This window comes from Kribbella sp. NPDC048915 (assembly GCF_040649595.1).
Classification (GTDB): Bacteria; Actinomycetota; Actinomycetes; order Propionibacteriales; family Kribbellaceae; genus Kribbella.
Genome location: NZ_JBEZFT010000009.1, coordinates 1 through 13,447 on the forward strand (window position 1 = coordinate 1; position 13,447 = coordinate 13,447).

The window sequence follows — 13,447 nt, forward strand, 5'->3', positions numbered from 1 at the left end:
CCGCAAGCACCCACATCGACCTGATCGGCCGCATCGGCACCACAATCCTCGACGCCGTCCTACCCACCCGCCGCCCCCGAACCCACACCCGCGCCATCAAACGCGCCATCTCCAAACACCGCGCCAAAACCCCCCACACCGACCGGCGCACCCACCCCACCACCACCCACATCACGATCAACCCATTGCCCACCACACCAGACGGCTAACCGAACGGCGTTGCCGCTAGCCCGCGCTGAAGTCCACCCCGGCAACCAACCACCGCCTACCGGCCACGAGCGGTGTCCAGCGCGATCTGTGCAAGCGACCACCCGGCCCGGCATCACTGAGCGATCGACAGCCGGCCGTGAAACGTCGTACGCGCCTCAGGCTGGGACACGTCGAACCTGCCATCTCACGGCTGGGAGGCAAACCCGCTAACAACCCCTCGGCGAGGCGTGCGATGGTCAGTCGAGGAGGTCGCGGACGATCGTGGTCATTCGGTCGACCGGGATCGCGAAGCCGATGCCGATGTTTCCCGAACGGTTGGTTCCGAGCGTGGCGATTGCGGTGTTGACGCCGACCACCTGACCGGCCGCGTTCACCAACGGGCCGCCGGAGTTGCCGGGGTTGATGGCGGCGTCGGTCTGGATCGCGGTCTGCCGAGTGCGGTTGTCGCCGAAGCGTGCCTGCCGATCGACGGCGCTGACGATGCCGGCGGTCACGGTTCCCTCCAACCCGAGTGGGGATCCGACGGCCAGCACCGGGTCGCCGACCCGGAGCTGCGCGGACCGGCCGAGCGTGAGCGCCCGCAGGCCCTCGGCATCGGCGGGCGCGACCTGGAGTACGGCGAGGTCGTTGTCCTCGTCCGCGCCGACGACCTGCGCGTCGACGCGGCGGCCGTTGGACAGCACCAGCGACACATCGCGAGCTCCTTCGACGACATGGGCGTTCGTGACCACGTGACCGTCCTGGTCGATCGCGAAACCGGAACCGGTCGCGCGACCCGCCCGGACCGAGACGACGCCCGGCAGGACACTCGCAGCGGCCGCGGTGATGGACCCTTGCGCGGCGGCAGGCGGCGCGGCGGCCTGCGGCAGGTCGACAACACTGCCGGCGGGGCCGCGTGAACCCGTCACGGCACCGGCGAGTCCGCCGGCCGCGATCGAGAGCGCGAGGGTACCCACCACCAGCCCGACGCCTCGCCGGGCGCGGCCCGCAGTGGCTGGAGGGACCGTCACCCCGGCCTGAGGTGCCGTCGTCGGTGAGGGGGGAACCGCGACGGTGACCGGGGTGACGGAGCTCGGCGGCGGGCCCGGGAGGTAGTCGGGTCCGCGGAACGGATGACCTATGTGTGGAGACATGCAGAGCTCCTGATCACGGGAGGCGGGAGAACCAGAGCAGCGACGCCAGGGCCGCAAGCAGCGCAGCCGCCAGCGCGACACCGGCGACGAGGTTGGTGATCTCGCGCGGTTCGGTGGTCCAGCCGATCGACGACTGGAGGTCGGAGTAGACGTCGCGCAGCTGTTCGTCGCTCGCGGCCTCGTAGAAGGCTCCGTCGGTGGCGTCCGCGAGGCCTTGCAGCGCCTCGGTGTCGGCGGGGACGGGGACTTCGCGTCCTTCCAGGTTCACAGTTCCTTCGGGTGTGCCGTACGCGATCGTCGACACCGGTACGCCGGCCTGCGCCGCCGCCTCGGCCGCCCGGTCGATCGGGCTGCCCGCGGTGTTGCCGCCGTCGGACAGCAGTACGATCCGGCTCGGCGGCGGGTCGTCGGGGTCGATCGTGCGAACCGCCTGCAGGCTGGTGAGGACGGCCTCGCCGATCGCGGTCGAGTCGCTCAGCTGCAGGCTGTTGATCGCGTCCACGGTCGCCTGGTGGTTCGTACTCGGCGACGCCACCACGGTCGCCGTCCGGGCGAACGACACGAGCCCGACGTTGAACCGCTCCGGCAACTCCTGGACGAACTCCACCGCAGCCTGTTTGGCGACCTCGAAGCGGGTCGGTGCCACGTCGGTCGCCGCCATCGAGTTCGAGATGTCCATCGCGACCAGCACGGTGGCGCGTTCGCGCGGGACGCGGATGTCGGCGACCGGACGGGCGATCGCGATCGTCAGCACGGTGAGGGCGGCGAGGAAGGCCGCGGCCGGCGCGTGCCGGCGCCAGCCGGGCCGGTTCGGGGCGACCTTCTCCAGCATCGGGAGGGTCGCGAAGCGGACGGCGTACTTCGTCCGGCGGCGCTGCGCGATCAGGTACGCCGCCACGAGCGCAGCGACCAGCACCAGCAGCCAAAGCCACAACGGTTGTTCGAATCTCATCGGATACCGGTCCTCATAGAACGGGCACCTGCCCGGCGGCGGGCGGTGGTGAAGGCGGCGACGTCGCGGACCCAGTCGGTGTCGGTGCGCAGGACGAGCTGCGCGGCGCCGGCGGCCCGGATCGCCTGGGTGGTCTGTGCGCGGTGCGCGGCCATTGCGTCGGCGTACCGACGGCGAAGCTTGCGGTTCGCGGTCTGGACCTCGCGGCGTCGGCCGGTCTCGGGATCGACGAGCGTGAGCAGTCTGACCTCGGGCAGCTCGAGTTCGCGCGGGTCGAGCACCTCGACCGCGATCACCTCGTGCCGCGCCGCCAACCGGCGGAGCGGATCGGCCCAGCCGTCCTCGTGGAAGTCCGAGACGATCACCCGCAGACCTGGGCGAGGGTGCTCCTTCGCCAGACGGTCGATCGCGTGCCCGAGGTCGGTCCTGGGCACGGCGCCGGGCTCGGGCCGGGGCAACGACAGCAGCGCGCGGAGCGTACGGCGCAGCTGCACCGCACCGGAGGCCGCCGGCAACCGGCGCAGCTCGTTGCCCAGCGCAACACGGACGCCGAGGCGGTTGCCGGGACGGTCGGCCAGCAAACCGATCGCCCCGAGCACCGCGACGGCCAGATCGCGTTTCTCGCTGAGGGCGGTGCCGAAGTCCATACTCGCGGAGGCGTCCAGCAGCGCCCACGTCTCCAGCTCCCGCTCGGCCAGCGGGGCCCGCACATGCGGCTCGAGCGAACGGGCAGTCACGTTCCAGTCCATCCGGCGTACGTCGTCGAGGCCGGCTTGATACGGCCGTGCCTCGTTCGGCTCGCTCCCCGGACCGCTCCGCAGTCCGGTGATGTCGCCGTGCAGGAAACCTTCCAGCTTCCGCTTCACCGTCAGCTCGAGCGCGCGCAGTGCCCGCTCGCGTCCGGCCAGCAGGTCGGTCATGCTGCCGTGCCCTGGGTGTCGGCGGGAACGACGTGCGGCTGCTCGACCGTCTGCAGGATCCGGGAAACCACAGAGCGCGGATCGAAACCGTCGGCGAGCGCGTCGAACGTCAGCACCAGCCGATGCGCCATCACGTCGAGCGCCACGTCGTACACGTCAGCGGGCAGTACGTAGTCCCGCCCGCGCAGCAACGCCAGCGCCCGCCCGGCCGCGACCAGTCCCAGTGTCGCCCGCGGGCTGACGCCGAACTCGAGAACGCCGTTCAGGTCCTGGATGCCGTACTGCGCCGGCGCCCGGGTCGCGTGCACGAGCCGTACGACGTACTCCGCCACCGCATTGTGAACGAACACGTCATCGGTTGCCTCCTGCAACTGTGCGACCTGCTCCGGCGTGAGTACTGCGTTCGCGTGCGGCCGGTGAGCGCTCATCCGCTGCAAAATCGTGAGCTCCTCCAACGGTGTCGGGTAGTCGACGGTGATCTTCAGCAGGAACCGGTCACGTTGCGCCTCGGGCAGTGCGTACACGCCGTCGGACTCGATCGGGTTCTGCGTCGCGAGCACCAGGAACGGCTCCGGCAGCCGGTACGACGTACCGCCGATGCTGACCTGGTGTTCGGCCATCGCCTCGAGAAGCGCCGACTGCACCTTGGCCGGCGCCCGGTTGATCTCGTCGGCGAGCACCAGGTTCGCGAACACCGGGCCGAGTTCGGTGTCGAACCCTTCCGCGGACGGCCGCCAGATCCGGGTCCCCATGATGTCGCCGGGGACCAGGTCGGGGGTGAACTGCAGCCGGGCGAACCGGCCGCCGATCACCTCCGCGAGCGTGCGTACAGCCAGCGTCTTCGCCACTCCCGGCACGCCTTCGAGCAGGCAGTGGCCGCGGGCGAGCAGCCCGACGAGCATCCGCTCGACGAGCTGGTCCTGCCCGACGACGACCCGCTTCACCTCGAACAGGGCGTGCTCGAGCGCGGCGGCCGTCGCCGGCAGCTGAGCGGTCGAAGGATGGTTCTCGGTCATGCGTTACCGGCCGGGTTCTGCTCGGTCCCGCTCTGGCCGCCGCCGTTCTTCTCCGGGCAGTCCGCCCGCGACTGCTCCGACGGCGCTGCCGGTGACGGCGTGGTCGCGCCGTCGTCGACCCTGACATAGCCCTGCTGCGGCGCCGGGTCGTTCCCGACCGCGTACGCGACGCCGCCGACACCGAGCGCGGCCGCCGCCACCACACTGCCGAGGATCAACCGCTTACCTGGGAGGTTCATCGAATTCTCCTTCGTGTCGAGTGGTCACAGCTCATCAAGCCGCCGCGAAAACGACCGGAAAGCGGACCGAAAGCCCGCCGAAAGAACGGACCTGACCGACGCGGATCCCCCGCTACCGTGGTGGCGTGCGACTACTTGTGGTGGAGGACGAGGAAGGCCTGGTCAGTGCGCTGCGCTCGGGACTCGGCCGGGCCGGGTATGCCGTGGACGCGGCCAGCACCGGCGCCGAGGCGATGGACAAGCTCGCGAGCACGCCGTACGACCTCGCGATCCTGGACATCACGCTGCCCGACACCAGCGGCCTGGAGCTGTGCCGCGCCGTCCGCCGCGGCGAGATCGAGGTGGCGTCGGGCCGCGAGCTGCGGGTGCTGATGCTGACCGCGCGCGCTTCGCTGGCCGACCGGGTCCGCGGTCTCGACGAGGGCGCGGACGACTACCTGACCAAGCCGTTCGCCCTGGTCGAGCTGCTCGCCCGGATCCGCGCCTTGCTGCGTCGCGACGTCACCAACGGCACCACCCAGCTGCACGTCGGCGACCTCGTCCTCGACTCGTCCCGCCACCTGGCCACCCGCGCCGGGCGGGAACTGCCGCTGACGCTGAAGGAGTTCGGCATCCTGCGGTACCTGATGTCCCGGCCGGGGCACGTGATCTCGGCCGAGGAACTGCTCGAACACGTCTGTGACGAGAACGCCGACCCGTTCACCCAGACCGTCCGGGTGACCGTCGGCACGCTGCGCCGCAAGCTCGCGCGAGAAGGCGAGCAACCGCTCATCGAAACCGTGATCGGCCGCGGCTACCGCCTTCGAGGTGACACATGAAGTTCCCGTTGCCGGCCTGGACCCAGACGATCCGGTTCCGGCTGACGCTCACGTACTCCGCTGTCCTGATCGCGCTGTCCGCGCTGCTGCTCGGCGGCGTGTACCTCGCCCTGTCGCAGTTGCTCGAACCGGAGCCGCTGAACCAGTTCGAGGTCCAGAAGTACTGGACGGACTCCCACGGCAAGCTCCACCTGAAGCCGGGCCAGGTGATCCAGGCCGCGGACCTGTCCAGCGTGCAGTCGGCGGTCAACTATCAAACCCTCCAGACGCTGCGGAACTACTCCGTGGCCGGGATCGCCGGGTTGTTCCTGGTCAGCCTCGGCACCGGCTGGTGGCTGTCCGGCCGCGTGCTGCGCCCGGTCCGGCAGATCAGCGCGACCGCCCAGGAGATCAGCGCCACCGACCTGTCCCGCCGGATCGCGCTGGACGGCCCGAAGGACGAGCTGCGCACGCTCGCCGACACCGTCGACGGGATGCTCGGCCGGCTCGAAACCGCCTTTCTCGCGCAGCGGCAGCTCGTCGACGACGCCTCCCACGAGCTGCGCAACCCGCTCGCGGTCATCCAGGCGAACGTCGATGCCGTGCTCGCCCACGACGACACGCCACCCGAGGACCGCGCTCAGGCGACCGCGATCGTGAGCCGAGCGATCCAGCGGATGACGCGGCTTGTCGAGGATCTGCTCGCCTCGGCCCGCCGATCCTCCCCCGCGTTCGTCGACGCCGACGTCGATCTCGCGACGATCGCGGGCGAGGCCGCCGAGGAGTACGAGTTGCTCGCCGCGGACCGCGAGCTGCAGGTCGTACGACGTCTCGCGCCGGGCCCGGTCGCTGCCGGGGACGCGTCCGCGCTGCGGCGCGCGGTCGACAACCTGCTCTCGAACGCGGTCCGCCTCGCCCGCGGTGGCAGCGAGCTGGTCCTCGCCGTCGGTAGCCACAACGGCTGGGCCTGGATCGCCGTCCGGGACGAGGGTCCGGGCATCGCGGCCGACGACGCGGACCGCGTGTTCGACCGCTTCTACCGCGCCGGCCAGCAGCAGTCGCCGGCCACGGTCCCGTCCACCGGTCAGCGCCGCGCCGGCCTCGGGCTGGCGATCGTCCGCCAGATCGCCGAGTCCCACGGCGGCACGGTGACGCTGCATTCCGAGGTCGGTGTCGGCAGCACGTTCGTCATCTGGCTGCCGGAACGCTCCCTCACCAACACCACCCGCCGCTCCCCCACGCCGCCCACCGAAGACCCCCTCGGCCCCCGCCGCTGATCAGGGCAGGAAGGCGTCCGAGACGTTCGGCCGGTTGCCGTTGAGCGCGTTGTAGAAGGGGTGCTCGGGGGTCAGATCGGTACGGCGGACCGGCTGTCCGGTGATGGCCGACGCGTAGAGCGCCGTGACGAACTCCATCGTCGGCCGCGTGCTCGCCAGCGTCGTTTGATGCTCGCGACCGTTGAGCAGATCGTCGACCAGGCGGTGGATCTGCGCCTCGTGATTGCTCGGTACGTCGGTGCCCGCAGACGCGACCCACGGATCGGCAGCTGACGCGGCCGTCCCGGCGGAATCCCCGTTGTTCTTCCGGACGCCGGGGTCGAGGCCGAGGGTTGCTGCCTTGGCCGCGTCCGGTGCCGGATGGAACGTCCAGTCCTGGTCGGAGTACCCGTAGACGTGATTGACCTCGAGCGTGCCGCCCTCGGTGTCGATCCGGATCCTGCTGAGTTCCTTGGGCGACAGCAGGCTGTTGATCACGGTCGCGACCGCGTCGCTCTCGAACATCACCGTCGCCGTCGACACATCCTCGAACTCCACCGGCCGCCCGAGCCGGACTGCGGTGGCGTTGATCGTCCGCCACGGCCCGAGAAGGTGCAGCAGCAGGTCGATCTGGTGGATGCCGTGGCCGAGCGTGGGACCGCCGCCCTCCCCGACCCATGTCCCGCGCCATTCGGGATCGAAGTAGCTCAGCGGGCGGAACCACAACGTCTCGCAGACCGCCACCAGCGGCCGGCCCAACGCGCCACGGTCAAGAAGGTCGGCCGCCCGCACCGCACCGGATCCGTGCCGGTGCTGGAAGATCACCCAGACGGTGCCTTCGCTCGCCTGCTCCGCCTGCGCGACCGCGTCCAGCTCGGCCAGGCTCAGCACCGGCGGCTTCTCCAGCAGGACCGACTTCCCGGCCCGCAGGATCTCGATCGCGAGCTCGGCGTGGCTGCCCGGCGGCGTGGTCACCGACACCACGTCGGGATCCTCCGCCGCGAGCAGCTCGGTGACACTCGGGTACGCCGTCGCACCGAACTTCTCGCCGAGCGCCTTCGCCTTCTCCGCAACGACATCGGCGACACCGACCAGGGTGGTCCGGCCGGTGCTCGCGTACGACTCGGCATGCCGGTGACTGATGTTGCCGCACCCAACGATCGCAACCTTGAGCAACCCGTCGCTCATTGGGCCGCCCCACGGATCGTCGCGTTCTGCTGTGCGGTCAGCGCGAGCCGCATAGTCTCGAAGGTGTGCTCCTGCGGCGCTGCCGTACTGGTCCGCTCGCGGACGTCGCGCAGCAGGTCCGGGTAGTAGCTCAGCTCGACGTCGGAGCAGTCGATGTAGTGCGTGCCCTCACTGTCCACGACGAACAGGTGGTTGCCACCCGGGCGGCCCTCGAGGTCGACGTACTTGCGCATCTCGAGGTAGCCCTCGGTGCCGAGCACGGTCAGCCGACCGTCGCCCCAGGTCGGCAGGCCCTTCGGGGTGTACCAGTCGACGCGGATGTAGCCCTGCGCGTTCTCGCTGCGCAGCAGGATCTCGCCGAAGTCCTGCAGGCCCGGCTCGTCCGGGTTCGCGAAGTTGCCGACCGTACTGGCCACCACCTCACCGGTGCGCGAGCCGGTGAACCACAGGAACTGGTCGATCTGGTGCGACGCGATGTCGGTCAGAATGCCGCCGTACCGCGCCTTGTCGTAGAACCAGTCGGGCCGCCCGCCGCCACCGGCGAGATGACCGCGGTCCCCGATCCGGTGCGGGCCGACGCCCATGGTCTGCACGACCTGGCCGATCCGGCCGGCCCGGACGAGCTCGCCGGCCTTCATCACGCAGCCGACCTCGAACCGCTCGGAGAACGTCACCGACCAGAAGCGGCCGGTCTCGTCGACCGCCTTCTTGATCTCCTCGAGCTGCTCGAGCGATACGCAGCCCGGTTTGTCGGCGACCACGTCCTTGCCGGCCCGCAGGGCGGCGACGGCGATCGGGCCGCGGCGATCCGGGACGCCGGCGGTGACGATCAGCTCGATGTCGTCCCGGGCGATGAGTTCGTCGGGGTGCTCGGCGAACGGTACGTCGGGGTAGCGCTCCCGCATGCTGACCGCGACGGCGGCGGCCGGGTCGTCGGTGGCCATGCCGACAAAGGTGGCGCCGGCCTTCAACAGGCCGGCGACCTGGCCGAAGATGTGTGCGTGGTCGAGTCCTACAGCGGCGAACCTGACGGGCTGACTGGAATTCAAGGCGGTCCTTCCGGTGTCGTGTGCCTCGGCGTTTCCGGTGCGGCGCAAAATGTGATCGATCCACTTTTGCGTGACCAGCCAACCGCAGGGCACTTTTGGTGTCAAGGTCCCGGTGGTACGCTGCCGGGCCCGGACGGCGTGCGACGAGGGAGGAATCGTGTCGGATTCGCCGAAACGGCCGGCCACCATTCACCAGGTGGCCAGCCTGGCCGGCGTCTCGCACACGACCGTGTCGCGGTACTTGCAGGACAAGGACAGCTTGAAGCCGAAGACCAGGGTCAAGGTCGAGGATGCGGTCAAGGCCCTCGACTACCGCCCGAACCTGGTCGCCCGTTCGATGCGCACCCGGCACACGAACCGGCTCGCGATCGTGCTCGCGTCCGGCGCGCAGTTCCCCGGCCGGCTGCTCGCCGCGGCCTCGCGGACGGCGCACGAGGCCGGTTACCAGGTCGAGATCGTCAGCGTCGAAGGCGGCGCCGGTGAGCGCGCGTCCCGGATCGACGAACTCGCCCGCTCGGGCCAGGTGGAGGGCATCCTGGCGCTGTCCCCCGTCGACCTGACCGACGGGGCGTACCGGGTGCCGATCGTCGTCAGCAGCACCTACGACGACCGGCTGCACGGGCTGGCCGAGCTCGCCGACGCCACCGAGATGCGCGACATCGTGGCGTACCTGGCCTCGCTCGGGCACCGCACCTTCCTGCATGTGGCCGGTGCGGAGCACTACGCCTCGGCCCGGAACCGCAAGCGGGTGTACCTCGAGACCGTCGAGCGGCTCGGCCTGCGATCGGCCGGCGTGGTCGACGGCGACTGGTCTGCGCAATCGGGATTCGACGCGGTCTCCGGTCTGCCCGACGACACCGACGTCACCGCCGTGGTGGCAGCCAATGATGTCGTTGCCATGGGCGTCGTTCGGGCCGCGCTGGCTCGTGGCTGGAGCGTGCCGGGCGACGTCAGCGTGTTCGGCTGGGACGACGAGGAGATGGGACGGTTCGCGACGCCGTCGCTGTCGACGGTGGCGGTCGATCGGGAGGCGCAGGGGCGCACGGCGGTGCACCGGCTACTGGCGGAGATCCGCGGCGAAGAGATCCCGGAGCCGGGACTGCGGACGATCAACCACCTGATCGTCCGCGAGTCGACGGCACCACCGCGCACGGCCCGGTAGTCCTCGGCGGTGGGTCCGGTGCGCGGTCCGACTTGGCGCGGATGGGAGGATTGCGGGCGTGTTCGCAGGAAGTGCTGATGTCGAGCGGGCCGTCCAGGTGCTGCGCGCCGGCGGTCTGGTCGCCGTACCGACCGAGACCGTCTACGGACTGGGGGCCGACGCGGAGAACCCGGCTGCCCTCGCCCGGATCTTCGCCGCGAAGGGCCGGCCCCCGTCGCATCCGCTGATCGTCCACCTCGCGTCGGCCGATCAGCTCGACGCGTGGGCCGCCGACGTACCGGACACCGCGCGGAAGCTGGCCGAACGCTTCTGGCCCGGTCCGCTGACGCTCGTCCTGCGCCGCGGCGACCGGGTTCCGCTCGAGGCGACCGGCGGGCTCGACACCGTGGCGTTGCGGGTCCCCGCGCATCCGGTCGCGCTCGAACTGCTGACGGCGTTCGGCGGCGGGATCGCCGCGCCGTCGGCCAACCGGTTCGGCTCGGTCAGCCCGACCACGGCCGACCACGTGCGCAGCGAGCTGGGCGACGCCGTCGACTTCGTGCTCGACGGTGGTCCGTGCCAGGTCGGCCTGGAGTCGACGATCGTCGACGTCACCGGCGACGAGCCGACCGTACTGCGCCCCGGCGGCGTCACCCGTGAGGACCTCGAAGCAGCGCTCGGGATCCAGCTCGCGGTTCCGGCCACGAGCCACATCCGGGTACCCGGCCAGCACCCGTCGCACTACGCACCGAACGCGAAGGTCGTCCTCGTCGACCCCGACGACGTTGTCGCCGAAGCCGAAGCAGCCCAGGAACGCGGCCATCGCGTCGGCGTCTTCCTCCCGCCGTCGCAGGCCGACACTCCGGTCAAGGCGCACGCGATCGTCGCCGTACCGCCGTCCCCGGAGGTCTACGCCCGCGAGCTGTACGGTTTCCTCCGCGAACTCGACGACCGCGACTGCGACCTGATCATCGCCTCCCTGCCCGCGGAGCAAGACCTGGGCCTGGCCATCGCCAACCGCCTCCGCCGAGCCGCCGGGCCCCGCTGACCGACCCGCGCGGCCCCGATAGCGCTCAGCTGCCGCGGATGAGGCGGTCGCCGAGGTCGGAGCGGCGATAGAGGACGGAGCGGCCGTGGCGGGCGGAGTGCAACAGGCCGGCGGCGCGCAGGGCGCGAAGGTGCTGGTTGACCGCGGCCGGTGTGACCCCGAGCCGTACGGCGAGCTCGGTCGACGATGTCGGCGTCTCGAGCAGGCTCATCAACCGGGCACGCACGCGGCCGATCACCCCGGCCAACGCAGCTGATGGCGTGCTGCTCTCCGTTTCCCAGAGCGTTCCGAGTCCCCGCGCCGGATACATGATGTGCGGCGGCTCGTCGGCCGAGATCGGTGCGGACGCCCGCCGGCTGAACAACGACGGCACGAGCGTCAATCCGCGGCCGGCGGCCGAGCTACGGTACGACAGGTCGCTGCGCAGACGTACGTACACAACCCGGTCCTCGAGTTGGATGTGCGGATCGACGTCCGCGAACATCGCCGCGAGACCGGACCGCGCCATCACCCGGCCGCGATACACCACGTCGGCCTCCAGCACCGTTCGCATCCGTGGCCAGTACGGCTCGAAACACGCGTCCCAGTACTCCTGCAGCGCGACCAGAATTCTCGTAAGCACACGATCCGGCCGGCCACGCAGTACAGCCGGCAAGCCGTCCGGGTGGACCTCCGCGAGATCGGCTCGGACAACGGCGCCAGGCGTCGCGGTCAGCGCGGCGAGCTCGTCGTCGATCCGGCCCAGTGGCGTGTACGGCCGCGGCGTCAGGAAGTCCGGTGTCCACAGCGCCTCGTTGGTGAGCGCCCGCAGCAGTTCGAGCCCGAGCGCCGCGCGCGACGGCTCGGTGGCACGCAACCAGGGCAGTTGCAGCGGGAAGCGGCCAGGGTCGCGCAGGGTGCGCAGCGACAGCACGAGCTCGTTCAGCGGTGAGATCGCGAAGCGCACCTCGCCGAGGTCGTTGCCGACGAGCTCATACTCGATCATGAAGCAATACGCTATATCTTTGGCGTCGCCGCAGCGGCCGGTGCGACAACAGTGGCGTGGCCCAACTCCTTCGTGATCCTGTTGAGCGGGCGCTGGCCTTCGCCGTCGCCGCGCTGTCGGTGTCCCGCGGCATGTTCTTCGCGGTCAGCGCGCTGTACTTCACCCGCGGAGTCGGCCTGCCGGCCACCACCGTCGGGATCGGCCTCACCGTCGCGGGCGGTGTCGGCGTGCTGGCGTCGTACGCCGGTGGGCGGCTGAGCGACCGTTTCGGCGGCGATCGGGTGCAGCAGTGGGCACTCGCCGCGCACGGCGCCGCCCTGCTCAGCTACGCGCTGGCGCGGGACGTCGGCTCGTTCGTCCTGGTGGCATCCTGCGTGTCCGCGTCCCGCGGTGTGCAGAGCACCGCGCAGATGACGCTGCTCGCTCGGTGGTACGTCGGGCCGGGACGAGTGGCCGTCCGCGCCCGGCTGCGCGTCGTGATGAACGTCGCGATCGGTGTCGGGACGCTGCTCGCGGGCCTGGCGCTGCTGGCCGACACGGCAACGGCCTACCGACTGACCATCGTGCTCGTCGGCGCGATCACCATGCTCGGCACGATCCCGCTGCTCGGCCTGCGCCGACGCGTGCCCGGGCTGGCCGCGCGGATGGATGCCGGTGCGGGAGTTACTGCTTCGACAGGCCCCTCGCCGTTGCGGGATCGGACGTACATGCTGTCGACAGCGCTCAACGCCGTACTCGCCATGCACTTCGCGCTGACAAGCATCGGCATCCCGCTGTGGGTGGCGGACCACACCGATGCGCCGACGATCCTGGTCTCGGTACTCCTCGTGGTGAACACCGCGTACGTCGCACTCTTCCAGGTGCGGGCATCGCGCGGGACGCAGGACCTGCGCCGGGCCGGCCGATCCGTACGGCGCGCCGGGTTCCTGCTGCTCGCGGCCTGTGTACTGTTCGCCGGCGCGGGTCAGCTCGGCGCCGCCGCCGCGACCGGCGTACTGTTGGTGGCCGCCGTCCTGACCTCGGCTGCGGAGACGCGCGGGGAAGCCGGGAGTTGGGGGATGGCGTTCGAACTCGCCGACCCGGCGCGCGCCGGCGCCTACCAAGGGGTCAGCCAGACCGGCGTCGCGCTCGCGCTGATGCTCGGACCGGCGGTCGTCACCACGACCGCTGTCGACCACGGTACGGCCGGGTGGATCGCGCTCGGCGCGCTGTTCGCGGTGACGGGCGTCGCGACCGCCGTACTCGCGCAGCGCGCCGCCGACAGCGGCCGCGACCCCGCCCGGACCGAACAGGCTCCGGCTGTTGCTCGCTGATCAGCGGGTATCGCTGCGGTGGGTCGTGTCGGTGCGGAGCTGGTCGGTGGTCGTGTTGATGTCGGCGACCTCGCCGGCCAGCTTCGGGTGCGTGGACTTCAGCTGGGCGCCGGCTTCGGCCAACGGGCCCAGCAGACTCGCGGTGTCGTCGTCGCCCAACGCGTGCATCACCCGGTCCACGCTCTCTTGACGAGCCGGGT

At 70.8% G+C, this 13,447-nt stretch carries 14 protein-coding genes and 1 pseudogene; 6 read left to right on the plus strand and 9 right to left on the minus strand.

Annotated elements, in window-relative coordinates; genetic code table 11:
* On the plus strand, window positions 1-209 hold a 209-nt coding region (locus AB0B82_RS07285; protein ID WP_360163648.1), incomplete at its 5' end, for a hypothetical protein.
* Window positions 210-446: 237 nt separating this feature from the next.
* Here AB0B82_RS07285 and AB0B82_RS07290 read toward each other — a convergent pair.
* From AB0B82_RS07290 to AB0B82_RS07310, 5 genes are all read right to left on the minus strand, one after another.
* Complete coding sequence (locus AB0B82_RS07290; RefSeq protein WP_360163650.1) at window positions 447-1,166, minus strand: trypsin-like peptidase domain-containing protein; 720 nt, start codon at window positions 1,164-1,166, stop codon at window positions 447-449.
* Window positions 1,167-1,356: 190 nt separating this feature from the next.
* Window positions 1,357-2,295 (minus strand): VWA domain-containing protein, encoded by a 939-nt coding sequence (locus tag AB0B82_RS07295; RefSeq protein ID WP_360163652.1) that lies wholly within the window; start codon window positions 2,293-2,295, stop codon window positions 1,357-1,359.
* Window positions 2,292-3,215, minus strand: a complete 924-nt coding sequence (locus AB0B82_RS07300; RefSeq protein WP_360163654.1) for a DUF58 domain-containing protein — start codon at window positions 3,213-3,215, stop codon at window positions 2,292-2,294. The genes AB0B82_RS07295 and AB0B82_RS07300 overlap by 4 nt, the downstream gene beginning before the upstream one ends.
* Window positions 3,212-4,231, minus strand: a complete 1,020-nt coding sequence (locus tag AB0B82_RS07305) for a MoxR family ATPase (protein WP_360163656.1) — start codon at window positions 4,229-4,231, stop codon at window positions 3,212-3,214. Before AB0B82_RS07305 ends, AB0B82_RS07300 begins: the two co-directional genes overlap by 4 nt.
* Window positions 4,228-4,470 (minus strand): hypothetical protein, encoded by a 243-nt coding sequence (locus AB0B82_RS07310; protein WP_360163658.1) that lies wholly within the window; start codon window positions 4,468-4,470, stop codon window positions 4,228-4,230. Before AB0B82_RS07310 ends, AB0B82_RS07305 begins: the two co-directional genes overlap by 4 nt.
* Before the next feature lie 125 nt (window positions 4,471-4,595).
* Here AB0B82_RS07310 and AB0B82_RS07315 point away from each other — a divergent pair, with 125 nt between their 5' ends.
* On the plus strand, window positions 4,596-5,288 hold the full coding sequence (locus tag AB0B82_RS07315; RefSeq protein ID WP_360163660.1) for a response regulator transcription factor: 693 nt from the start codon (window positions 4,596-4,598) through the stop codon (window positions 5,286-5,288).
* Window positions 5,285-6,544 (plus strand): HAMP domain-containing sensor histidine kinase, encoded by a 1,260-nt coding sequence (locus tag AB0B82_RS07320; protein WP_360163662.1) that lies wholly within the window; start codon window positions 5,285-5,287, stop codon window positions 6,542-6,544. Before AB0B82_RS07315 ends, AB0B82_RS07320 begins: the two co-directional genes overlap by 4 nt.
* Here the strand turns inward: AB0B82_RS07320 and AB0B82_RS07325 are convergent, their stop codons facing one another.
* The gene (locus AB0B82_RS07325) at window positions 6,545-7,711 is read right to left on the minus strand and encodes a Gfo/Idh/MocA family oxidoreductase (RefSeq protein ID WP_360163664.1); all 1,167 of its coding nucleotides are present in this window, start codon (window positions 7,709-7,711) and stop codon (window positions 6,545-6,547) included. It lies immediately after the preceding gene.
* Entirely contained in the window at window positions 7,708-8,760 is a 1,053-nt protein-coding gene (locus AB0B82_RS07330) for a Gfo/Idh/MocA family oxidoreductase (protein WP_360163666.1), read from the minus strand. The genes AB0B82_RS07325 and AB0B82_RS07330 overlap by 4 nt, the downstream gene beginning before the upstream one ends.
* 157 nt (window positions 8,761-8,917) lie before the next feature.
* Here AB0B82_RS07330 and AB0B82_RS07335 point away from each other — a divergent pair, with 157 nt between their 5' ends.
* Together AB0B82_RS07335 and AB0B82_RS07340 are read left to right on the plus strand one after the other, a co-directional pair.
* Window positions 8,918-9,922 carry a LacI family DNA-binding transcriptional regulator gene (locus AB0B82_RS07335; protein ID WP_360163668.1) on the plus strand — a complete coding sequence of 335 codons (1,005 nt, stop codon included), beginning with the start codon at window positions 8,918-8,920 and terminating at the stop codon, window positions 9,920-9,922.
* Between the two features lie 58 nt (window positions 9,923-9,980).
* Window positions 9,981-10,949 (plus strand): L-threonylcarbamoyladenylate synthase, encoded by a 969-nt coding sequence (locus AB0B82_RS07340; protein ID WP_360163670.1) that lies wholly within the window; start codon window positions 9,981-9,983, stop codon window positions 10,947-10,949.
* 25 nt (window positions 10,950-10,974) lie between these two features.
* Here the strand turns inward: AB0B82_RS07340 and AB0B82_RS07345 are convergent, their stop codons facing one another.
* On the minus strand, window positions 10,975-11,934 hold the full coding sequence (locus AB0B82_RS07345) for a DUF5937 family protein (RefSeq protein ID WP_360163671.1): 960 nt from the start codon (window positions 11,932-11,934) through the stop codon (window positions 10,975-10,977).
* 56 nt (window positions 11,935-11,990) lie between these two features.
* Between AB0B82_RS07345 and AB0B82_RS07350 the strand changes: the two genes are divergently transcribed.
* Window positions 11,991-13,247: an MFS transporter gene (locus tag AB0B82_RS07350; protein WP_360163673.1), complete on the plus strand. Its 1,257-nt coding sequence runs from the start codon at window positions 11,991-11,993 to the stop codon at window positions 13,245-13,247.
* On the opposite strand, the pseudogene AB0B82_RS07355 reads toward AB0B82_RS07350, so the two are convergent.
* Window positions 13,248-13,447 (minus strand): annotated as a pseudogene (locus tag AB0B82_RS07355) (hypothetical protein); the annotation flags it as partial.